Raw genomic sequence first — 23,184 nt, forward strand, 5'->3', positions numbered from 1 at the left:
CAGTGCCAAAGAAGGAGTTCTACCTTGTACAGGGAGACTTCTTCTTTTTATTTTAATGATGTGACTTCTGTTAAGTTTGATTTACATAGGCAGGGAATTCCGCCTCTTGCGTCAAATACATTTAGGGAGAATATGTCACCAGATATATTGGCAAGAGGAAGATGGACAACGAAGTCCGGAAGGATGAAGTTACGGGAATGATGCGACTTAAGCTTCGATTGATATTGAAAAATAAACAGACAAGACTGATCCTACTGCTCACTCTGTGCGTGTCGCTCGTGATTAGCGTGATCGGATTGCTATCGTATTCAGGATACCGTGAAGGTTTGGATACCGAGCTGAATACACCCAATATAGAATTGTTGCAAATCAATCTGGATGTGACCAATCGGGCTTTTCGTGAGTCTGATAACAAGGCGCTGGACGCAGCATATCATCCGGACGTAGAGGCTTTTGTACGTGTCCAAACGGATGGAAAATCGCTGTCAGACAACGCCTCCGTCATAGATCGGCTTCACAAATACTTAAAAACCCTTTCTTCGCACGAGGAAATTTATTCGGTTGAAGTTATTTCCTTGGACAATCATGCTCTGGTATCCAGCAATTATGGTTACATACCTGATTGGAAGCAGGCACCGGATACCACATGGGTTCCCTGGATTCAGGACATTCAAAAAAAGCCGTTGTTGATTAAGCGGAGATGGTACGGAACCGATCGTGAGCAGGGGACGGTAGAGTTGCTTTCGCTGGCCAGGCCCATAGTAGAGAATGGTCAGGTCATGGGTGCGGTGCTAATCAATCTGGATTATGACCGTTTTTTCTCCAAACTATATATTCATTTATCCAACTCGCAATACGTGTATGATCTGGAGGGCGAGTTGATCTATCCCAAGCTGAGATCGTCCTTACCCTTAAATGATATGGGCAGGATTTTGAAGGAGCTGGATGTGAGCCCCTATGCTTATGTGGAGATAGGGGACATGGAATATATGGCCAACCAAACCTTTTCTGATGTTACGGGCTGGCGTCTAGTATCGCTCGTTCCGATGGACAAGCTGCTGAAAAATGTAAAGCTGGCGCGCAATATGATGCTGTGGCTGGCCTTTATCTCCATACTGGCTGGGTGCTCAGCAGTTTACTATTACAATTATGCAGCTTTTCGCCCCATGAAAAAAATCAATAGCCTATTGAATTCGGGCAATAAGGGAACGCGCCAAGGAGGATTGTATGACCTGGAACCTGTGATTAGCAAACTGGTTGGAGAGTTTCACCGCAAATCATTGGTGGTAGAGCGAAGCTTGCCGGAGCTGCGTTCTAAATATATGGAAGATGTCATCCAGCGTAGAATGGGCATACAGGAAATGCGTATGAAATGGGAACAGTATTTTTCCGATTGGGACGGCCATTCTTTGTTTGTCATGATCGTGTCCATTGACCGGTATTCTGCGTGGGCCGCAAGCTTTCCAGAAGAGGATAAAATGCTGCTCAAGTATGCGCTAAACAATATTTTGCTAGAGATGCTCGAACCTCACTGGAAAGCAGTATGCTCGCCGGAGGAGGAAAGTGGTTTTATTGTGCTGTTACAGTTCAGCGAGAGTTCGAATGAAGTCGGTACAGAGACTGACCTCCAAGAGAGCATTTTGCTTCACAAAAGCGTGGATAGGCTGATTCAGGTTGTCGGTGAGTATCTTCCTTTGACCATTTCTATAGGAATTGGTCATATGGTCACGGATATTCAAGAGGCACGGGCGTCTTTTATAAAAGGGAAAGAGGCCCTTAATTTGCGTTTGTATGAGGGGTATGGACGTTCATATACGAATATAGACAGCAGCATAAGTGTGAAAAAGGATAACACAGTGGATGAACAGTCAAAGGAGCAGATTCAGGATTCAACATTGCTGGACAATCGGCGTGTGGAAATGATTCGTGCCCTGGAGTCACAGGAACATGGTGCAAGTGTAAAGCTAATCAGCCACTGGGTAGAAGAACTTCGACTCCACAGAACATCCCCAGCCCAGGTCTACTTGTTTGTTCATGAATTGCTGGAAGATTTGCTAAAATGGTGTGCCACTCAGAGTGTGACGCCGCCGGATCAGCTTGCTGATTACCACTGGAATCAGATTCTGACGCTAGACCTTCAAGACATTGAGGCATTGCTGGTCATTATGTTGACTGATATTGAAGAAAAATGGCATGGCCGCATTCAGTCCAAAGATTTTGTGCGTGTACAAGAGATGATCGAGTATATGGAACATCATTTGCATTTGAACATCGGGCTTCAGGAAATTGCGGATCATGTTCACATGAGCGTGTCCTCAGTGAGCAGTATGTTCAAGGAAGAAACGGGGACCACCGTTTACGATTATTTGACTGGACTACGCGTAAAAAAGGCATGCACATTACTATGTGAAACCCATTTGAAAATCGGTGAAATTGCAGAACAGGTCGGATACCGAAATGAGAACAGCTTTATCCGGGTATTCCGCAAGCACAAACAAGTGACCCCAGGGAAATTCAGACAAATCAGCAAATCTTCCAATGAATATGCAGATCGGTCAAAAGGCGAATACTTTGGCGAAATAGAAGATAAATACGAAGATTAAGCGATAGCTGTAGCCCTCCACGTTGCGGTACATTGACTTCATGTAAACGCAAACAACAAGACCGAAAACGTTGGAGGTGAAAACGGGCGCATGACGGGCCCAGTTCATTTTTGGAGAAGAGGAAACGTAATGAAGAAAAAGCCATGGCAAAAATATGTGCTGGTTGCGGCGGGAGTAGCTATGCTTTCTGCCTTGAGTATCAGTGAATATGTGGATCACCGCACCCTGCAGGATCACAGCCGTATATTTCCTACGAAGCCAATAACACTCGTCGTTCCTTATGCAGCCGGAGGCGGTACGGATATTACCGCGAGAGCGTTGGCGAAAGCCGCCGAAAAGCATCTCGGTCAGCCGATCATCGTCGTTAATCGAACGGGAGGAGGCGGTTCTGTCGGGCTGATGGAAGGGGCTGAGGCGCAGGCGGATGGTTATACCGTAACGTATCTGGTCGCTGAGCTGACTACGTTGCCTCATTTGGGACTGCTACCGCTCACCTATGAGCGATTTAAGCCTCTGCTTCAAACCAATATGGACCCTTCCGCCATTACGGTCCGGGCGGATGCACCATGGAAGACAGCGGAGGCATTTCTGGAGGACGCTGAGGCCCATCCCGGCAAGCTCAAAATGGGGAATGCAGGCACAGGGAGCATATGGCACCTTGCTGCCGCGATGCTGGAGCAGAAAAGCGGAGTCCGCTTTACCCATATCCCTTATGAGGGAGCAGGCCCGGCCGTCTCCGCTTTAATGAGCGGATTTGTGGATGCTGTACCCGTCAGTCCCGCAGAGGTGAAGAAATACGTGGACGAAGGGAAGCTTCGCATACTGGCGATCCAGGCAGACACTATTTCGGAAGCGTTTCCAAAAGTGCCGACACTACAGCAAGCCACTGGGCTGCGTGTACATTTTATTGGCACTTGGAGAGGGCTGGCTGTACCCAAGGATACACCGGATGAAGTTGCTCAAACGCTGACGGATGCACTGATCAAGGGGACGAAAGACGAGGAATTCAGGGAGGAAATGCGTAAGCATGGGTTGGGATTGCGTGTCCAGGATGCAGAGGCATTCGCGCGGCAACTGAAGGAGAGTCACGATACCTTCGCAAGACTGATTCCCGAGCTCGGCTTGAGCCGCAAGTAACACGGCCTTGTTTTTGCATTGGCAAAAACGAAAGGGTTGAACGAAGTTATGAAAATCAAACAAAACATTGATAAAATTCCAGGGGGCATTATGCTGGTGCCGCTGTTTATTGGCGCGCTTTTTCATACATTTACTCCATGGGCAGGCGACTATTTTGGATCTTTTACCAAGGGGCTGATGACAGGTACGGTACCCATCTTAGCAGTGTGGTTTTTTTGTATGGGTGCTTCTATAGATGTACGAGCGACGGGTACCGTTTTGCGTAAATCAGGAACGCTCGTATTGACTAAAATCGCGGTCGCCTGGGTAGTGGCGATCATTGCGTCCAGATTGCTGCCTGTTGGTGGCGTAGAAAGTGGACTATTTGCAGGTTTGTCGGTGCTGGCGTTGATCTCGGCTATGGATATGACAAATGGCGGGTTATATGCCTCCATTATGCAGCAATATGGTTCCAAGGAAGAGGCAGGAGCATTCGTGCTGATGTCACTGGAATCAGGTCCGTTGGTGACCATGATTATTTTGGGTAGCACCGGGCTGGCCGTTTTTGAACCGCAGACATTTGTGGGGGCAGTATTACCATTTTTGGTCGGATTTATGTTGGGCAATCTGGATCATGATTTCCGAAAATATTTTGGGAACGCAACGCAAGCTTTGATTCCATTTTTCGGTTTTGCACTTGGTTGTTCCATTGACTTGAGTGTTATTGTCCAGACAGGTATGCTTGGTATTTTATTAGGTATTTTTGTCATTATCATTACAGGTATTCCACTGATTCTGGCGGACAAATATATTGGTGGTGGCAACGGTACAGCAGGAATTGCAGCCTCCAGTACAGCAGGTGCAGCAGTAGCCAATCCAGTCATTGTCGCCAATATCAAGCCTGAGTTCCTGCCTGTTGCGCAATCTGCAACGGCCTTAGTTGCTGCTTCGGTCATTGTGACCTCGATTTTGGTACCTATTCTGACGGCATACTGGGCCAATTATATGAAGCGTAAGGGGAAATCCCAAGGGAGCAGGGCCAGTAAATCCAGGGGCGAATGTGCCTAAATAAAGTTTGGATGATGATGGCTCAACTTATGGACCTTTCCATTACCCGGGAAATGCTTTTGTAGTTATACCTTCAATCCTAACATTACAAAACTTGTCCTAAAACGCTTCTGCAAACATACATATGTAAGCAGAGGAGCGTGATGGGATTGGAAAACAAAGTGCGTCGCTACTACCAGTTAAAGCAAAAGCAAAAAGAAATTGAAGGTGAACTGACTGATTTGCGTAATGACATTACCGCTCATTGTGCACAGCAGGAAGTATCAGATTGGGAAATTGGCAACTACCGAGTCAAGATTATACAGCAGCACCGCAAGGAATACGATCATACAAAGCTATATGATTCACTGCCTGATCCGCAGCTATGGCGCTTGTTTTCCAAGCCGGATACGTCGAAGATTGCCAGTTTGCTTAAGCTCAAGGTCATCGCAGAGGAGCAAATAAAAGATGCCGTTTCTCTTAAAACGGTGACGCTATTGCAGGTGGATAAAAAATAAATAAAAAGAGCTGCCCCCGTTTTCGGAGCCAGCTCTTTTTATTGTCTGTTGTTACTAGTCTTCCACCTTCACGCTCTATGAGTTATTTATCAGACAAACTTTTCCCCACTCCTTTGAGAAAATGAATACCAAATCCCATTGCCCGGTTTACATCTGGATCATTTATCGCCTTCATAAGATCGCGCAGACGAGTCTTTTTATTCTGTTTTAGATGTTCTTCCGCTTCGTTCAGGCCATTGGTAACGCTGTTTGTCAGCTTTTTCATCAGCTCGGGGTCTACCTCAGACAGCATCCCTGCTGCTCCCATGAGATTATTGATGATGTTCGTCACAGGCTTACGCGTCGCTTGTCCTACAGCGATTTTGGTGATGCTTTCTTTAGCCTTTAGCATAGACTGAGCTGCTTCGAGAAGACCACTATCGTGCAGCTCACGTACGATTTCGAGTGTCTTCTGCAATGCCGCCCCATTGTCTGCTAGATCAGCAGTAAGCTGATCTAGCGATTGTTTTTGCCGTTCTTCTTCTGTCAAAATGCGTTTTCTCACAATTGAAATAGGCTTAGCCACGGTTCGACCTCCTTATTTTTGATCCACCAAATCGACATAACCGGGACGATTCCACTTACGGTCCACTTCAACCCCATTTTGCGGATGACGCTTTTTGTAACGCGGATTGATACGTGGTAGTGGATTTTGACCGTCTACCTCCAAAATTTGCATCCTTACTTTGGCTTGTTTATAGGCTGGTGTACGGGTGACCACATCGAACGCTCCACCAGTTAACAGATTGACAGCACCATCATGGCTGGTAGAGTGCATCGGCACATAAATTTCAGTTCCCTGCACCCGGTCTGTAACCAGAACGCGTAGCTTGACCGCACCATAAGGGGATTCCAATCGAACCAGCGATCCATTATTGATTCCGCGCTCTTCAGCCAATTCAGGGGACACTTCCACAAATACTTTTGGAAGTTTGAGCTGAATACCCGCTGATTTGGTCGTCATATTTCCTTCATGAAACTGTTCGAGCAGTCGACCATTATTTAAGGTCAGATCGAATTCAACGGGGTACTCTTTCGGTGGTACATATTCGAAAAGTCCCAAACGCGCTTTTTTATCTGGAAAGTTAAAGCCGTTGGTGTGCAGCAGCGGTGTATTGCTACCATCCGGCGATCCCCAGTGGAAGCTGTTCCAGCCTTCCAATACGTCATAATTACATTGGGAGAAAAATGGAGTGAGCGACGCCATTTCCTCAAAAATTTCACTTGGATGGCTGTAATCCCAATCAAATCCCATGTGCTTGGCAAATTGGCTGAAAATCCACCAATCCGGTTTACTGTCTCCCATAGGGCGGAGTGCTTCATATAAACGCTGGACACGACGTTCGGTGTTCGTAAAGGTTCCGTCTTTTTCGAGTGAAGGTACGGCTGGCAAAATAACGTCAGCGAATTCAGCTGTCTTGCTCAGAAATACATCCTGAACGACAAGGAAATCCAAGTTCGCCAGCATTTCTTGGGTATGGTTGGAATCGGCATCCACCCATGCCATCTCTTCTCCAGCGATATACATCGCTTTGAGCTTACCTGTTTCAATGGCTTCCAGCATCTGAATGTTGTCTAGTCCGCGTTGACCTGGAATTTGTACGCCGTAGGCCGCTTCAAACTTGGCACGAACGACATCGTTCGCCACGGGCTGATAGCCCGGGAAAATATCCGGCATTGTACCCATATCGGCAGCACCCTGAACATTGTTATGTCCGCGAAGCGGATATGCGCCTGCACCCGGACGCATAAAGTTTCCAGTCACCAGCAGTAGGTTGGCAATTGCAATCGAAGTGTAAGAGCCTGCGATGTTTTGCGTCACACCCATGCCCCAGCAAATGGCAGTGCCGTCGGCTTCGTGAATCATAGTCGCTACCTGAATCAGTGTCTCTTTGGAAATACCAGTTTCCTGTTCGGCAAATTCCAGGGAGAAACGATCTAGCAACTTCAAATATTCAGGATAGAAGTTTACATGCTCTTCAATGAATTTTGCATCATGCCAGTTTTGCTCAATGATGTATTTGGCTACAGCGGATAACCATACATAATCAGTACCTTGCTTCGGACGAATGAACAGATCTGCGCGTTCTGCCATTTCATGCTTGCGCAGGTCGACCGAGATCAACTTTTGACCGTGCAGCTTATGCGCACGTTTGATACGCGTAGCCAGCACTGGATGTCCTTCTCCCGGCGCGCAACCGACCAGCATGACCAAACCTGCTTTGGCAAGGTCTTTAATCGTACCGCTGTCCCCACCGATGCCTCCGGTGTATTGCAGCCCCCATGACGCAGGAGATTGGCAATACCGTGAGCAATTATCGACGTTATTCGTTTGGAAGACCTGACGAGCCAACTTTTGCATCAAATAGTTTTCTTCATTGGTAAATTTGGACGAAGAAATAAAGCCGAGTGCTTCGCCACCATAGGTTTCTTGAATAGCTCCCATTTTGCTGGCCATCAGGCTCAGTGCTTCTTCCCAGGTTGCTTCCACAAATTCGTCACCTTGACGAATTAAAGGGGAGGTCAGACGCTGATCGCTGTTCACAAAATCCCAGCCGAATTTTCCTTTTACGCATGTCGAGATACCGTTAACAGGTCCCTCAGAGGTAGGTTGTACCTTCAAAATTTTGCGGCCTTTGGTCCAAACCTCAAAGCTGCAACCTACACCGCAAAACGTACAGACGGTTTTCGTTTTTTTCGTACGGGTTTCACGCATCGCTGCCTCGGCTTCGGAAATAGCAAAAATCCCACTATAGCCCGGCTCCACTTCTTTTATTAAATCCACCATCGGATTTAATAAATCCTTGCTCATGCCACTCATGAAGCCTGCTTCTCCCAGCATAGATTTCTCCATCAAGGCATTACATGGGCAGACGGTTACACACTGACCACAGCTAACGCAAGAGGAATCGTTAATCGCAACCCTGTCATCCCATATGACGCGAGGACGTTCAGCCTCCCAGTCGAGGGACAGCGTTTCATTGACCTGAAGGTTTTGGCATACCTCTACGCATTGGCCGCATGCAATACATTGATTGGGGTCATATCGGTAGAAGGGATGAGACATATCTACTTCTGTCGGGTCAACTTTCGGTTGGTACGGATATTTTTGATGTTCAATTTCCATAAGCTCTGCTGTATTATGCAAAGTACAATTACCGTTGTTGTTATCGCACACTGTGCAGTAGAGGAGATGATTTTCCAGCAATCGGTCCATAGCCTCGGTTTGAGCTGCTTTCGCGCGATCCGAATGTAAATGAATATTCATTCCATCCGAAGCTAATGTCGAGCAGGAACGCATAAGTTTTCCGTCCACTTCCACAATACATGTGTCACAGGTGCGGATCGGATCGACTTCGGGAACGTAACACAGCTGGGGATGGGCGATGTTGTTTTCGTTAATCACTTCAAGAATCGTTGCGCTGTTCTTCGTTTTCAGTTCCTGTCCGTTTAATGTAATTTTGATCGTACTATCAGTCACGGTTCAGGCTCCTTTCAGATTTTAAATTTAAAAATTAGGAATAAAAAAACTCCACCATAAACACAAGTGCTCGTGTTCCAGCACTTGTGTTTATGGTGGAGTAGTGACCAAGCTCTAGGTCCTGGAGGCCAATCCGCCATTTGAATATGTATTAATAACAAACAGTACGCACCGTCTGTATATCAATAACTTCTGAATAACTTAGATATGTCATTTTCTGCATGTCATCTCGTGTAACTATAACGTAAAATTTAAGATAGTTCAACGGTACATTATTAATTTTTTAATTGATAATGATTATCGTTTGAGAAATCGAAAAATCATTGACAAACGTTCCAGGATTGCTAACAATAGGAATGTAATCTATTTCAGAGCAATCGTAAATGGAGTGTGCGTGGGAACCGCGTATATTTTATTTGTCGCAGCGCTTGTTAGTTTGATTTTTCTATATCACATGAAGTGGGATTCGTAAAATCCTGATGTAGATAAATTAACCGGCATTTAGCAGATTCTTCGATACTCATAAGCGAAGAAGTTGTTGTGATGCCGGTTTTTTGGTTCAGTATAAAATGAATGGAAATACCGTTCCAATTTAGAGTGTAAAGAGTTTTATTAATGAAGACGGATTGAGGTGAACAGGATGGCGAACCGGAGCGACGATCAATGGAATCGTCCGTTACGGGACTTAAGAATATCCGTCATAGACCGATGTAATTTTCGGTGCCGATATTGTATGCCGGAAGAAATATTTGGCCATGACTATCCGTTTTTGCCAAAAGAAAAAATATTGACCTTTGAGGAAATTACGCGCCTTTCCCGTATTTTTATCTCGCTGGGCGTTACGAAGCTGCGTATTACTGGTGGTGAGCCGTTGCTGAGGAAAAATTTGTCCTTGCTTATTCATTCGTTAACTCAACTCGATGGCGTTGAAGATATTGCAATGACGACAAACGGCGTATTTTTGCCTAAATATGCTGTAGCACTGCGAGAGGCGGGACTGAAGAGAGTGACGGTTAGTCTGGATTCGCTCGATGACGATCGGTTCCGTCAAATGAACGGGGGCAGAAGCAGTGTAAAGGCGGTGCTGGATGGTATTGAGGCTGCGGCTCAAGCAGGGATGCAGGTGAAAATAAATATGGTCGTGCAAAAGGGTTTTAACGATCAGGATATTGTTCCCATGGCCGATTATTTCCAAAAGAAAAAGCATATTTTACGTTTTGTTGAGTTTATGGATGTAGGCAACACCAATGGCTGGAAATTGGATCAGGTCGTTTCCAAGCAGCAGATCATCGAAGCCATTCACGAGCATATGCCGTTAGAACCTGTCCCACCCCAGTACAAAGGTGAGGTGGCGACGCGCTACAGGTATCAGGACAGAGACGGGGAAATCGGCATTATTTCGTCTGTTACGGACGCCTTCTGCTCCACATGTACACGAGCGAGAATTTCTGCTGAAGGCTCCTTGTACACGTGCCTGTTTGCCTCTCAAGGGTACAAGCTTCGCGCGATGCTGCGTTCCGAACAGTCCGATGACGAGATTAGAGCTTACATTGAGCGTGTTTGGAGAGAACGTACCGACCGCTATTCAGAGGAACGGCTGAATCATACACAGCAAGCAACATCTAAAATTGAAATGTCACACATCGGTGGGTGAGCCGAAGAGCCCGCCTGTCAGAAACAAGGGAGTGGAGCACATGGAAAAGCCAGCTGAGGTAAAACGTGAGATTCTACGTTATCGTGACGGTCAGATCAAGCGTTTTGAAGACACTGTGGTGACGGAGCATCCGGTGACCATCAAAATCAATCAGCAGGAATTTGCTACCATGGTTTGTACACCAGAGTATGTGGAGGATATGGCAGTAGGTTTTTTGGCCTCTGAAGGCGTCATTCAACGGTACGATGATATTGAAGATATTTGGGTTCAGGAAAAAGAAGGTTTTGTTCATATTAAAACCCGTCGAATGAATGAGTTTTATCAAAACTTTCATTCCAAACGGTACATTACCTCCTGCTGCGGAAAAAGCAGACAGGGCTTTTATTTTATGAATGATGCCAAAGTGGCAAAAAGAATGAATGATACCCATGTTACGTTGTCTTTTGACGATTGTTTCCGCTTGATGAATTTAATGCAAAGCTCGGCACTTACGTTCCAAGAGACCGGTGGTGTTCATAATGCAGCGTTGTGCGATAAAGACGGGATGATCCTGTCCAGAATAGATATCGGCCGACACAATGCGCTGGATAAAATCTATGGGCATTGCCTAAAACATGATATTGTATTACAAGACAAAATCATAGTATTCAGCGGACGCATTTCGTCTGAAATTTTGTTGAAGGTTGCGAAGATTGGCTGTGAAGTTGTGTTGTCAAAGTCAGCTCCCACAGAGCTTGCACTTGAATTGGCTGAGGATCTGGGGATTACTACCGTTGGCTTTATACGCAGTCATTCTCTGAATGTATATACGCATACCGAGCGGATTGATGAACTGGCTGAATCTAAAATATAATATACAAATCCTCATTGTACACCGTCATAGTTAACCAGCATGGAATAAAACCTTTCGGGGTATTCATTCATGTTGGTTTTTCTTGGTACATATGTGGTGGACAGTCACTGTACTGAAAAGGAGGGGATGTTAAATGAACTATCATATTCAAGTATTTGCCGGACTTGCGGAACAGATGGGAGGGCCTATAATCACGGTGCCTACTGATCAAGAAACGATGAGCGTTGCCGCGTTAAAAGACTTGCTATCCGAGTGTTTCCCTGAAGCAGCAGCCCAGTTGCAGGGTTCTTTTGTTGCCAGAAATCAAGCCTACGCCGCTCCTGAGGACCTCGTAAGTATCCATGATGAGATTGCGATTATTCCTCCGGTTTCAGGAGGGTAAATTCTATTAATAGAATAAATGAATTTGATAGAATAGGTGCAAGGGGGCAGATCATATGCAATACCGTATTCAGCTATTCGCAGGTATGGCGGAGCAACTTGGTGATGTGATCACGGTAGAACTTTCACAGGAAGCGGTGACCATTGCAGACATTCGAAAAAGGCTGAATGAGCTGTACCCGGAAGTGACTTCACAACTGCCAGGTTCTTTTTTTACCCATCATAAAAAGTTGGCTTCTCCAGATGAACTTGTGCTTCCATCAGATACAATTGCTCTTCATCAGTCAGCACCCGGGATGGAGACGGTCGTTTCAAAATGTGGCTTATTTGCCATTACGTACGACCCGATTGATGCCGATGAAGTAACCTCAAAGGTGCTCGACCCTTCTCATGGCGCCTCGTTGACCTTCAATGGTACGACTCGGGAATTTACGCAAGGTCAGCGAACGGTGCTGCTTGAATATGAGGCGTATGTCCCGATGGCCATGAACACGATGAAGCAGATTGGTGACGAAATTGCAGAGCGTTGGCCTTCTACACGTACTGCGATTACACATCGGCTTGGTACGGTAAGAATTGGAGAGACGAGTGTGGTGATTGCTGTCTCTGCTGCACACCGCGATACTTGCTACGAAGCCAGCCGCCATGCCATTGAACGGTTAAAGCAAATCGTACCGATTTGGAAAAAGGAAGTGTGGGAGGACGGCTCAGAATGGAAGGGGCATCAGCTGGGTGGCTGGAACCCTCAAAGTACCCCAAAGCTTTCAAATAAGGGCGAGGACATTTGAACTTTTAGCTTGTCTGATCAACTTGTAGCTATCAATGGATAAGTATGGAGGCGTAAATCAACGATGTCAGAAATGGACAAGATCCAGAAAATAGAAGTTGCTGCACAAGCACATGCGCATACGTCTCATGCCCGTTATTCTAGACAGGAATTATTCTCGAAAATTGGACCGACAGGCCAGCAAAATATCCGTAGTAAGCATGTGCTGATGGTGGGGGCTGGCGCACTGGGCACTGCCAATGCTGACATGCTGGTGCGAGCGGGCATCGGACGGCTGACGTTGGTAGACCGTGATTATGTAGATTGGAGCAATTTGCAGCGCCAACAGCTCTATGACGAAGCGGATGCCCGTGATCAGATCCCCAAGGCAGTGGCCGCGCAGAAGCGATTGCAGCAAATCAATTCGGACGTGGACATTCGTGCGCTAGTCCGGGACGTCTCGCTGGAGGAAATCGACGATATCGCAGCAGGGGTGGATCTTATCGTAGATGCCACCGATAATTTCGATACACGTCTGCTTATGAACGATTATGCGGTCAAGCACCAAATTCCTTGGATTTACGGGGCGTGTGTGGGCAGCTATGGGACAACCTTTACCATCGTGCCAGGGCAGACACCGTGCCTGCATTGCCTGCTCGGGACCGTACCGCTTGGCGGTGCGACCTGTGATACGGTCGGTGTGATTAGCCCGGCTGTACAGATGGTGGCCGCTTATCAAAGCGCCGAAGCATTGAAGCTGCTCACCGGGGACGATTCGGCTTTGCAAAATAAGCTGATTTCTTTCGATCTGTGGAACAATCAGCATCAGGCGATTCAAATCAGCGCCATGAAGAAAGCCGATTGCCCAACGTGTGGTGAGCACCCAGTGTATCCTTTTTTACAATCGGAGCATCAGGCTAAAACGGCTGTCTTGTGCGGACGAGATACGGTTCAAATCCGCCCTGCCCCGGGTACTGTACGTGATCTGAATGAAGCGGCACGTTTGTTATCCCGTCAGGGGGGCAAGGTGGAGCATAATCCATACCTGGTATCCGTTGTTATCGGAACGCATCGAATCGTTCTTTTTCAGGATGGACGCGTCTTAATTCATGGCACGAAGGACATCGCCGAGGCGAGATCGATTTATCACAAATATTTGGGTTGACCCAATAGATTCGACTCGTTATGAGATGTACAATGTTTCCTTATTTTCGCTATCACATTTTTGTCATCTCATTTTGGAATTTATAGGATAGGGGAAAAACAAGTTGAAAAAGAAATTTGGGTACATATTCACGTTCGTTGGATTGTTGGCATGGGTTCTGGCGGGCTGCTCGTCTCCGGCTGCTGTACAATCGGCACAGTCCGCACCCAAGACAGAACTAGTCGTATCTGCCGCTGCAAGTCTTCAAGATAGTCTGAATACGCTCAAAGGCCAGTATGAGAAACAGCACCCAGATATCAAACTTACCTTTAACTACGCTTCATCCGGTACATTACAAAAACAAATTGAGCAAGGCGCACCCGCTGACGTATTTATTTCGGCGGGCATGAAGCAAATGAAGGCATTAACGGATGCTTCATTAGTGGAAAAGGATAACGTGCTGCTTCAAAATAAACTGGTTGTGGTTGTTCCACAAGATAAGGAGCAGAGCACGGATAACAAAAGCATTACGCTCAATGACCTGATGGGTCCTTCTTTCCTGAAAGTGGCAGTTGGGGAGCCTACTACCGTTCCCGCCGGACAGTATTCCAAAGAATCGTTAACGAAGGCTGGACTATGGGATAAGCTGCAACCTAAGATGGTATTCGCCAAGGACGTAAGACAGGTATTAAATTATGTTGAAACAGGCAACGCCGATGCAGGACTCGTCTATCTAACGGATGCCAAATCATCCAATAAAACGGTCATAGCACTGGAAGTGCCCGAGGAATTGCATGCACCCATCCTGTATCCTGAAGGCATTGTAAAAGCAACCAAACATAGCCAGGAAGCAGGCGAGTTTCTTGATTTTCTACGGACAGATGAAGCAATGAGTGTGTTCAGTAAAGATGGATTTTCAGCCCCTACAGAAATGACGGGAAAATAGAATTCACAGATAAAGGAGGGGGTCCCGTTGGATTGGTCAGCTTTTCTTCCTCCGGTTATCGTATCTGTTAAAGTCGCTGTCGTCGCCAGCATCATCGTCTTTTTATTAGCTACTGTGGTAGCGCGGATGATGGCGAACTGCACGCCGCGGAGGGGAACCAGCGTGATCGAGACCGTCCTACTTCTTCCGCTCGTTTTGCCTCCCACTGTTGTCGGCTTTATTTTGCTCATCTTGCTGGGAAGGAAAAGCTGGATCGGCACAGCCTTCGAAAGCCTGTTCCAGCAGACGATTGTATTTACGTGGGGAGCTGCAGTGGTGGCGGCCGTAGTTGTTGCTTTTCCACTGGCTTACCGTACGATTAAAGCTGGCTTTGAAGCTGTAGACCCTGAGGTAGAGCAGGCTGCACGTGCGCAAGGTGCCAACGAATGGCAAGTGTTTCGCCACATTACGATGCCCCTTGCCTACCGACCGCTCATTTCAGGATACATTCTCGGATTTGCCCGAGGGTTAGGGGAATTTGGCGCTACGCTGATGCTTGCAGGTAATATTCCTGAACAGACCCAAACCCTGCCTACAGCGATTTACACCGCGTCCGAGGTCGGAAATATGACACTCTCTTGGAGCTGGGTAGCTGTCATCATTTTATTCTCTTTTATCATGTTGATGCTTTCTAATCGACTGGTAAAGGATTAGTCCGTTTGGAGTAAGAACATGCACAGTCTGCCGATAGGGCAGCTGCGGCAACGTTATAGAGCAGCTTAGATCACCAAGAAACCCTGCGATTACTAAAAACGCAGGGTTTCTTGTTTCTTTCGACAGCGATTACGGTGACCTCCCGGTCCTTGGTATCGCGCATTAGGTTGCACTAATGGCCGATGCCATAGAACAGATTTAGTGGAATTATGGTACAATTTACAAGAAAAACAAAGGGGGATGTGGAACATGAAGAAATTCGGGCAAATGTTTCTGGTAGGTTTAGCCATGGTTTTCGGGCTTGGTCTGGTGGCCGGAAATGTGCAACCTCCTGCCGCTTCCGCGGCCGGTACAGAATATTATGTGGCCACGAGCGGCAGCGACTCTAACGCTGGAACGAACGATGCGCCGTGGAAGACGTTGCAGCACGCGGCCGACGTGGCTCCTGCGGGCAGCACGGTTTACGTCCGGAGCGGCGTGTACAAGCAGAAATTAAAGATTACCCGCTCTGGCTCCGCTTCGCAGGGTCCCATTGTGTTCACCAACTATGGGACAGAGACCGCCATTATTGATGGCAGCGGACTTTCGGTCAGCGGGAACGAAGGGCTGATCGAACTGGCCGATGTCAATTACGTTACTGTTCAGGGGTTTGAAATCCGCAATTTTACCGCTGCTTCCAAGAACACGGTGCCCGTAGGTATTTATGTCCACGGTTCGGGCGGCTTCATTAATCTGTCCAACAACAAAATCCATGACATCAAAAACACGGTTACCCCGACCGGCAAAGATCGGCTGGGTCGGGATGCTCACGGTATCGCTGTTTACGGCACGAAAGCTCCGGCTTCGATTCACGACCTTACGATCAGCGGCAATGAGCTGTACAATCTCGTGCTGGGCTCCAGCGAATCGCTCGTTTTAAACGGCAACGTGGATGGCTTTGTGGTGACCAACAACCTCATTCACGATAATGACAACATCGGGATTGATTTGATCGGCTTTGAGGGAACTGCGCCGAATACCGCTTACGATCAGGCGCGGAACGGGTTGGTGAAGGGCAATCGGGTGTATAATAATTCAGTTCAAAATAACCCATCTTACAAGAGCGATGACAACTCGGCAGGCGGCATTTATGTAGATGGAGGCAAGGACAGCATTATTGAGCAGAACTACAGCTACAACAACGATATCGGCGTCGAAATTGCCTCCGAGCACGCCGGTAAAGCAACCAGTAATATTACGGTCCGCAGCAACGCGATATATAACAACCGACTGACCGGTATTGCCATGGGCGGTTACAATGAGGAGCGTGGCTCCACGGTAAACTGCAAGATCGTGAACAATACACTATACAAGAACGATACGTTTGACGACGGAAGCGGTCAGCTTTTGGTTCAATGTGATACGCGAAACAACGTGATCAAAAACAATATTTTCGTGGCCAGCTCCACGGATATGCTGATCTCCAATGGATACACCAAAAATTCCGGCAATGTTGTGGATTATAATTTATATTTTGCTCCGAGCGGCAGCTCGGAAGCCAACTGGATCTGGAAAAATAAAGAATATACAGGTTTCTCCGCGTACAAATCGGGGACCGGCAACGATACGCATTCTCTATTTTCCGATCCTAAATTCGTGAATGCCACGAACGGCGACTTCCATTTGCAGTCTTCGTCACCGGCGATCGATGCTGGGAACACGGACCGTGCCATCATTGGAACACTGGATATCGACGGGAAGCCTAGAGTACAGGGAGCCGCTGTGAACATCGGTGCCTACGAGTAAGTTCTATATTTTATGACAAACAGTGCATGGCGAAACTATTTGGGGCCACTGTTTGTACATTTTTACAATGTTCCTTGCAATTAAAACACCTTCAAAGTGAAACCCCATGTCGTAAGATATGGAGATAACCTTGGAGGTGTTTTTGCGTTGGCAACAAGATTAAGCTATCCTCGGAAAGTAAAAATGGAAGTCATACAAATGAGATTAGAAAGTTGTTCCTGTTCGATAGGCTCCGATTAACATAGTTGTTGCACACCTTTTAACCATACGGATTTGATCGACAAGGTATCCGAGATGTTGGTTGTCGGATCACCGTTTACTAGTATAAGGTCAGCGAGCAAACCTTCGGCAATACAGCCGCGATCGTTAAGCCCAAAGCAACGGGCCGGTTTCGCGGTAGCCGACTGAAGCGCTTCTATGGGAGTAAATCCGGCCTCAACCAACAATTGCATTTCATGATGAACGCTGGCTCCATGAGCAAGGCCGCCAAGATTGGGAACAGGAACGGGGGCGACATCCGTCCCGACCAGAATATCCACACCGGCACGGTGAAGATCCATCACATTTTTAAAGCTATTCTCCAAATTGCCTTGCGGGAAAGTATGGAAGCTTGAGTTCAAAATATCGATCCATTCCGGACTTAATTTAGAATAAACACGTGGATCATTCGCCAATTCTGATGCCGGATTCCCCAGAATGGATGAGTTCAATACCAAGCACGGTATAACAAATGCGCCTGAATCCGCTATGGATTTCACCAACTCGGATGTGCATTCGGGCCTGTCGAGAAATAAGTGACCCAATCCGTCGACTCCCATATCGATGGCGGTTTGCGAAGAATGAGCCGTCAAGACGTGGGCTATGACAATTTTATCGAATTTATGGGCTTCTGCCACGGCTGCTTTTAAAATCTCGTCGCTTAAAATAGGCAGTCCAGGGGCACCCAAGACCGTCCCTTCTTCAATCATGATTTTAATATAGTCGGCGCCACTCTCCACCTGGGTATGCACATGTTTGATCGCTTCTTCCACTGTCGTCACTTGGGGCACTTTTTCGTGATCGTGAGCGTAGGCGGCTAGCATAGCTTCCCGGTCTTCCTTGGGTAACTTCTCCAATTCCTTTAATACGAACTCAGGAATTTCATCCTCATCCTGCAATAATTCATCCGGATGACCACCTGGAGCGGTGATCGCTGTGCCGGCAGAACGGACTTCAGCGGCATCATTCACGTTTTTCAACTGGATCTTGCGCCCTCTTTCTGTAAAACTGCCGTTCATTTCGAGTTCTGTCGTGACGCCGAATTTTAAAGCATCTCGTAACCCACCGATTGAAGTGTGGACATGCGCATCAATCAGGCCAGGCAATAATGTCGCATTTTCCCCATCGATGATCGTTGCATGCGTCGGAAGGTCTCCGCCTACCGAAATAATGGTTTCCCCATGGATGACAACATTTCTGGGCTCAATAACTTTTTCACCATCGAAAATACGTACATTCGTAATTGCTGTAACTTTTTCTACCGTAGAGCTGCTTTGAGTTACATTCTTCATGTCGTTCCTCCTTAGTGTTCAGTTTTAAACACTTAGAATTCTAACTATTAGTTTTATAACTGTCAATAAACTAATTTTCATTTGACAAACAGTTTAGAGATTTATATAGTTTATTTACTGACAATTAGACTTCTAATAATTTGAGGAGGTATGATTATGAAAACCCAAAAGGATACGGTTTTTCTGGATTTGTTTCAGGTTATCGGTCTTAAGTTAAAGAAAAGAGCGGACGAGAGCATAAAAGAGTTGGGATTAAATGCTCAACAAGGAAAAATGATTAGATATATCTACGAGAATCAAGAGAATAATTTAATTCAGAAGGATCTTGCCGATCGGTTCCATCTGCGCGGAGCCAGCATTACAAGCATACTTCAAGGTCTTGAGCAAAAAGGATTCATCGAGCGCAAAATCCCGGCCAATAATGAACGGCAAAAAAATATTTATGTTTTACCAAAAGCCATTGAATTGATTGAAGCTTTTAGTGATTCTTTCCAAAAGGTGGAGGACGAAATTGTTCAATCCCTGACTGAAGAGGAGAAGAAAATTTTAGAGGAAATGTTACTCAAAATTAATGAACGTTTATAATTTTAGTTAAAATCATGTTCCAAAAATCACTTTCGCTAGTCTCTGTTTTATATGAGAGGAATCGGTTATGATGGATATAGTAATAGGGATTTTAGTAGATTTTAGGAGAGCGGTGCGATATGAGAAGGGAAACGGGTTTTAACGAAATTATTCGAAAAGTACGTAAAGAGCTGTTTGGGAAAGGCCCGGAGCGCATACATACAACCTTTGTAGATAATATGGCCATCACGATGCTGTATGGAAATTTAACCCCATCCGAAAAGTTTCTGGCACAAGAAGAATCCGGGAAAGAGATGGTGCATGCAGCTCGAACCAAAATGGTTCAAAAAATATATCCCACACACTTCAATAAAGAACTGGAGGATTACATGGATTCCCGGCTGCTGCACCTCTTTTCAGATATTAAAGTGGAGGAAGATATAGCCATCTCCGTTTTTGTATTTGAAGATAACATTACCGCAAAATAAAAAGAAGGCGGAACCGATATAGCATCCATATTGTTGGAGAGTTCGGCTACACCCTCGATTTAATTAACGATGTCCTAATTGAAATGGAATGAATAGAGAGTTTTTTCTGTTTACACGTTTTTTCTTCTTCGATATTGATATTGGGACCATTGGTAGAGAACAAAACATCCTATGCAAAAACCAAGGATAGCCACCAAAGCCGCCACTAGGACCATGGCCGAAAATACATAAGCGACAATACTCCACTGGAGCATAAATCCTACCCAAGCGACCAGCAGAAAAAAGACGGCAAGAAGCTGATTAAACCTTTGCTGTTCTCGGTCCTCCTGCACATATGAGGAGGGGCTTTTCTTCAAGAAAAGCTTGGCTATCCGCATTACTGGATTGAAGTTAAAAAGGACGCCGAGCAACCCCGCGATAAGAGGAATAACTAGCACCCCATATCCCCCTGTAATCCAAGTGAAAACTACAGATAAAACAATTACCCATTGATTAGCCCTGACTAACGGACGCGGAATGGAAGATGGAATTTGGCTCATATATATCATCCTTTTCATATCGGAATAAAGTAAAATCTGAAATTATTATAGCCTAACATTTGGGGAATAGATACCAAGAAAAAACGAAAGACTCTGCAAGTCCATCTGCTAAGTTTTTTTGTCTTGCTTAATTCCTAGCGATGTATCAGCCAATTTGTTACAATTCTTGTATATGTCGATTGGGGAAGATAGACATTGTTTTACTCTATGCGCAAATCATGGATCATGAAAGGAACCTACATAGTTTATGAAAAAAAATGATTTTGGAAATAGGATGAAGGAATATGAAAATGCCTATAGATTAAGCCTACCACGCCGTTTACCCGTAATCATCAGAATTGATGGTGCGCATTTTCATACCTTTACACGTGGGATGACGAAACCTTTTGATGAGAAACTAATTTTTGCATTATGGGAGACGTGTAAATATTTGGCCTATAACATTATGGGATGTAAATTGGTGTATCATCAGAGCGATGAAATCTCACTGCTTCTTACGAATTATGATAAATTAACGACGCAATCCTGGTTTGAAAATAATCTTCAAAAGATGGTGTCCATATCTGCCTCGCTGGCTACAGCCAAATTTAATGAGGAAATCCAAAAGGTTTACCCAGGTCAGCCTTTAGCCACTTTTGATGCGAGAGCATGGGTCTTGCCCCAGGATGAGGTTACAAACTACTTCCTATGGAGACAACAAGATGCTACTAAAAACAGCATTTCTATGGTAGCTCAAGCCCATTTCAGGCATTCAGAACTAGAAGGATTGAACGGAAATCAGCTACATGACAAGCTTTTTGTGGAAAAAGGGCTAAACTGGAACGATCTTCCGGTCTGGCAAAAGCGGGGAATTTGCATTACCAAACAACAGTACAACAAAGGCGAAGCCGTCAGAAGCAAGTGGGATGTTGATCATGAGACACCGATTTTTTCACAGAATAGAGATTATATTAACCAATATGTATACTTGGACAAGGATGTGTAGATTTGGAGTGTGTCATTTTTATAGGGATTCAGGCTTCGGGCAAGTCGACATTTTATAAAGAACATTTCTTCAAAACACATATGCGAATAAACCTTGATATGCTTAAAACACGGAATAGGGAAAATATTTATCTACAAGCCTCCATCGAAACCATGCAGCGCTTTGTTGTAGACAATACAAATGCTACTGTTATAGAACGGAAGAAATATATAGATGCTTGTAAAAATAAGGGATTTGAAATTATTGGCTACTATTTTGAACCCAATTTTGCAGAATCTATTAAGCGTAATGAGCAGCGTACAGACAAAGAGTATATTCCTGAAATCGGTATTAAAAGTGTAATGAGTAAACTAGAGATCCCAAGCTACGAAGAAGGATTTGATGAACTCTATAGTGTGATTTCCAATGAAGGAACGTTTCAGATCAGAAGGCTGCCGGAAAACCATACAATATAGGGGGAGTACCATGAACATACCTGAGAGATTCATCAAACGTTTTCCAGCATACGAGGATGTATTTGCCAGCGATCTTGAACATCATCGCAAGCACTTTCTGCCGATTTGCTCGATTAATCTTCAGTTTTTATTCCCAGAGCAGGACGAGTGGCTGCATTTTGTTTCCGTAAAAGAAATCTACGAAGGCTGTGTGGGTGAAAATACTCAGCAATTTCATACCTCATATACCAAGGAAGATATGCTAGGTTTCGATGTCATTGACGGCAAATATAAATTCGAAGCGGACTGGAATTATTTCAGCCTTCATCAGAAAGAGCAATTGGAAGCCACCTATGAAGCGCTGAAGTCTACCGGGGATAAAGCGTACCTACGTATGAAGAGAGAAGTCATGGCGCTGGACGGACTGGAACAGGTGTACATGGCTAATGAACAAGACTACCAAGCTCGCAAAGCATTTTTCCTGGAAAACAATAAAATTTATCCATATTCCTCCTTTGGGGAGGCCCAAAAGTCTGTGGAAGAGCTCACCCGTGATTTTGAGGAAAAGCAATCCAGCGGTTGGGGGCTGAGTTTCCCTGAAGTTAACGGTATTTTAGAGGATATCGCATTTCAGTCTGACAAGGCTCAAAGTTACATGAAGGAATATGACGAATCTCTTGAAGAGATGCTCCAGTTCGAGCAAACCAATTTGCTCCATGTACCTAAACGCGCTAGTGGTGAGACATTTACCTATATCGGTTCTTTCACTGGATATTATTTTCAAGCGTTTGGAGCCGATACGGTTTACTTATTTTATGATCGAGAATTAAGGAAAGCGGTAATTTGCTTCGAATATTCATAAGTGAGGATTTTGCAATCCTGAAGTAAATAAAAAAACTCCCATAATGGGAGTTTTTTATTTATTTCTTATTCAAAGTAACATCATGCTCTTTGGCAAGTGTGTTGACCTGTTCGCCAAAATCTCTAAATAGCTTTCTACCTTCGCTGAGCTTGGTGTTACTTTCATTGACTAAGTTCATATCCTGTTTATCCAACGCATCGAGCATCTTAATGAAGGCTTCCTTTTGAGTACTAGCGGCCTTGATGTAGGTTTCGTGGACGGCTCTTACCTCAGGGGTCTCCGTCTTTACAGCTTCTAACTTACCAACAAATTTGGTGTATTCCGGGATGATATCGTCTTTTAAAGCATTATATAGTGTAACATCATCTGTAAAGTTATCTCCGGTCACAGCTTCATACTTATCAGTAACTGCTTTTTCATCTTGTGCCAAAGGAAGCATTCCATCATTTACATACGTGATTAAATCTTTTTTAACCGGATCGGTAGAGCAGGCTGCCAAAATGGAGAAGCAACATAATACTAACATAAACAGGCTAAGTTTTTTCATCTGTATTCCCCTTTTTTATGTATATTATGGGTAATTCGATTCATTTAATAGTCTGAAGGAACTATCCATATTATTTGATTATATCGTATAAATAAGAGAATGGTAGGATTTTTATGGTAAAATAGTGTCGAAATTAAGTTGATTAACCTAAACCTATTCATATACAATTACAAATAAGAATGTTTTAAC

The 23,184-nt window shown here is 45.3% G+C and carries 22 protein-coding genes; 17 read left to right on the forward strand and 5 right to left on the reverse strand.

Going from position 1 to position 23,184, the window contains the following annotated elements; translation table 11 throughout:
- Window positions 1-161 precede the first annotated feature (161 nt).
- The 4 genes from C1T21_RS20485 (at window position 162) to C1T21_RS20500 (ending at window position 5,284) form a co-directional block, all read left to right on the forward strand.
- On the forward strand, window positions 162-2,603 hold the full coding sequence (locus C1T21_RS20485) for an AraC family transcriptional regulator (RefSeq protein ID WP_103049543.1): 2,442 nt from the start codon (window positions 162-164) through the stop codon (window positions 2,601-2,603).
- Between the two features lie 129 nt (window positions 2,604-2,732).
- Complete coding sequence (locus tag C1T21_RS20490; RefSeq protein ID WP_103049544.1) at window positions 2,733-3,740, forward strand: tripartite tricarboxylate transporter substrate binding protein; 1,008 nt, start codon at window positions 2,733-2,735, stop codon at window positions 3,738-3,740.
- 48 nt (window positions 3,741-3,788) lie between these two features.
- The gene (kdgT, locus tag C1T21_RS20495) at window positions 3,789-4,787 is read left to right on the forward strand and encodes a 2-keto-3-deoxygluconate transporter (protein ID WP_103049545.1); all 999 of its coding nucleotides are present in this window, start codon (window positions 3,789-3,791) and stop codon (window positions 4,785-4,787) included.
- Between the two features lie 143 nt (window positions 4,788-4,930).
- Window positions 4,931-5,284: a hypothetical protein gene (locus C1T21_RS20500; RefSeq protein ID WP_013311244.1), complete on the forward strand. Its 354-nt coding sequence runs from the start codon at window positions 4,931-4,933 to the stop codon at window positions 5,282-5,284.
- A gap of 82 nt (window positions 5,285-5,366) precedes the next feature.
- Here C1T21_RS20500 and C1T21_RS20505 read toward each other — a convergent pair whose 3' ends face one another.
- Window positions 5,367-5,849 carry a helical membrane plugin domain-containing protein gene (locus tag C1T21_RS20505; protein WP_103049546.1) on the reverse strand — a complete coding sequence of 161 codons (483 nt, stop codon included), beginning with the start codon at window positions 5,847-5,849 and terminating at the stop codon, window positions 5,367-5,369.
- 12 nt (window positions 5,850-5,861) lie between these two features.
- Entirely contained in the window at window positions 5,862-8,804 is a 2,943-nt protein-coding gene (gene fdhF / locus C1T21_RS20510) for a formate dehydrogenase subunit alpha (RefSeq protein ID WP_103049547.1), read from the reverse strand.
- A gap of 640 nt (window positions 8,805-9,444) precedes the next feature.
- Here fdhF and moaA point away from each other — a divergent pair.
- From moaA to C1T21_RS20550, 8 genes are all read left to right on the forward strand, one after another.
- The gene (moaA, locus tag C1T21_RS20515; protein ID WP_103049548.1) at window positions 9,445-10,458 is read left to right on the forward strand and encodes a GTP 3',8-cyclase MoaA; all 1,014 of its coding nucleotides are present in this window, start codon (window positions 9,445-9,447) and stop codon (window positions 10,456-10,458) included.
- A 40-nt stretch (window positions 10,459-10,498) separates the two neighbouring features.
- On the forward strand, window positions 10,499-11,311 hold the full coding sequence (gene fdhD / locus C1T21_RS20520; protein WP_103049549.1) for a formate dehydrogenase accessory sulfurtransferase FdhD: 813 nt from the start codon (window positions 10,499-10,501) through the stop codon (window positions 11,309-11,311).
- Between the two features lie 133 nt (window positions 11,312-11,444).
- Window positions 11,445-11,693, forward strand: coding sequence for a MoaD/ThiS family protein (locus tag C1T21_RS20525; protein WP_061829719.1), 249 nt, complete (start codon window positions 11,445-11,447; stop codon window positions 11,691-11,693).
- 55 nt (window positions 11,694-11,748) lie between these two features.
- Complete coding sequence (locus C1T21_RS20530) at window positions 11,749-12,480, forward strand: molybdenum cofactor biosynthesis protein (RefSeq protein ID WP_061829721.1); 732 nt, start codon at window positions 11,749-11,751, stop codon at window positions 12,478-12,480.
- 63 nt (window positions 12,481-12,543) lie between these two features.
- Entirely contained in the window at window positions 12,544-13,623 is a 1,080-nt protein-coding gene (locus tag C1T21_RS20535; protein ID WP_180984626.1) for a thiazole biosynthesis adenylyltransferase ThiF, read from the forward strand.
- 103 nt (window positions 13,624-13,726) lie between these two features.
- Window positions 13,727-14,548, forward strand: a complete 822-nt coding sequence (modA, locus tag C1T21_RS20540) for a molybdate ABC transporter substrate-binding protein (protein ID WP_103049550.1) — start codon at window positions 13,727-13,729, stop codon at window positions 14,546-14,548.
- Window positions 14,549-14,575: 27 nt separating this feature from the next.
- Window positions 14,576-15,241, forward strand: coding sequence for a molybdate ABC transporter permease subunit (gene modB / locus C1T21_RS20545; protein ID WP_028542525.1), 666 nt, complete (start codon window positions 14,576-14,578; stop codon window positions 15,239-15,241).
- A gap of 249 nt (window positions 15,242-15,490) precedes the next feature.
- Entirely contained in the window at window positions 15,491-17,026 is a 1,536-nt protein-coding gene (locus C1T21_RS20550; protein WP_103049551.1) for a choice-of-anchor Q domain-containing protein, read from the forward strand.
- Between the two features lie 236 nt (window positions 17,027-17,262).
- On the opposite strand, the gene C1T21_RS20555 is transcribed toward C1T21_RS20550, so the two are convergent.
- Window positions 17,263-18,576 carry an amidohydrolase family protein gene (locus C1T21_RS20555; protein ID WP_103049552.1) on the reverse strand — a complete coding sequence of 438 codons (1,314 nt, stop codon included), beginning with the start codon at window positions 18,574-18,576 and terminating at the stop codon, window positions 17,263-17,265.
- Window positions 18,577-18,732: 156 nt separating this feature from the next.
- Here C1T21_RS20555 and C1T21_RS20560 point away from each other — a divergent pair, with 156 nt between their 5' ends.
- Entirely contained in the window at window positions 18,733-19,161 is a 429-nt protein-coding gene (locus tag C1T21_RS20560) for a MarR family winged helix-turn-helix transcriptional regulator (RefSeq protein WP_103049553.1), read from the forward strand.
- A 119-nt stretch (window positions 19,162-19,280) separates the two neighbouring features.
- On the forward strand, window positions 19,281-19,628 hold the full coding sequence (locus C1T21_RS20565; RefSeq protein ID WP_013311231.1) for a Na-translocating system protein MpsC family protein: 348 nt from the start codon (window positions 19,281-19,283) through the stop codon (window positions 19,626-19,628).
- A gap of 110 nt (window positions 19,629-19,738) precedes the next feature.
- On the opposite strand, the gene C1T21_RS20570 is transcribed toward C1T21_RS20565, so the two are convergent.
- The gene (locus C1T21_RS20570) at window positions 19,739-20,167 is read right to left on the reverse strand and encodes a DUF4395 domain-containing protein (RefSeq protein WP_103049554.1); all 429 of its coding nucleotides are present in this window, start codon (window positions 20,165-20,167) and stop codon (window positions 19,739-19,741) included.
- Between the two features lie 247 nt (window positions 20,168-20,414).
- On the opposite strand from C1T21_RS20570, the gene C1T21_RS20575 reads away from it, so the two are divergent.
- From C1T21_RS20575 to C1T21_RS20585, 3 genes are read left to right on the forward strand one after another with little or no spacing between them, the layout of a single operon-like run.
- Window positions 20,415-21,152, forward strand: a complete 738-nt coding sequence (locus C1T21_RS20575) for a tRNA(His) guanylyltransferase Thg1 family protein (RefSeq protein WP_103049555.1) — start codon at window positions 20,415-20,417, stop codon at window positions 21,150-21,152.
- Between the two features lie 2 nt (window positions 21,153-21,154).
- Window positions 21,155-21,607 (forward strand): ATP-binding protein, encoded by a 453-nt coding sequence (locus tag C1T21_RS20580; RefSeq protein ID WP_103049556.1) that lies wholly within the window; start codon window positions 21,155-21,157, stop codon window positions 21,605-21,607.
- 10 nt (window positions 21,608-21,617) lie between these two features.
- Entirely contained in the window at window positions 21,618-22,448 is an 831-nt protein-coding gene (locus tag C1T21_RS20585) for a siderophore biosynthesis protein (RefSeq protein WP_103049557.1), read from the forward strand.
- 58 nt (window positions 22,449-22,506) lie between these two features.
- Here the strand turns inward: C1T21_RS20585 and C1T21_RS20590 are convergent, their stop codons facing one another.
- Window positions 22,507-22,995, reverse strand: a complete 489-nt coding sequence (locus C1T21_RS20590) for a hypothetical protein (protein WP_103049558.1) — start codon at window positions 22,993-22,995, stop codon at window positions 22,507-22,509.
- Window positions 22,996-23,184: the final 189 nt, after the last annotated feature.

Source organism: Paenibacillus sp. F4 (genome assembly GCF_002894905.1).
Taxonomy (GTDB): domain Bacteria; phylum Bacillota; class Bacilli; order Paenibacillales; family Paenibacillaceae; genus Paenibacillus; species Paenibacillus polymyxa_B.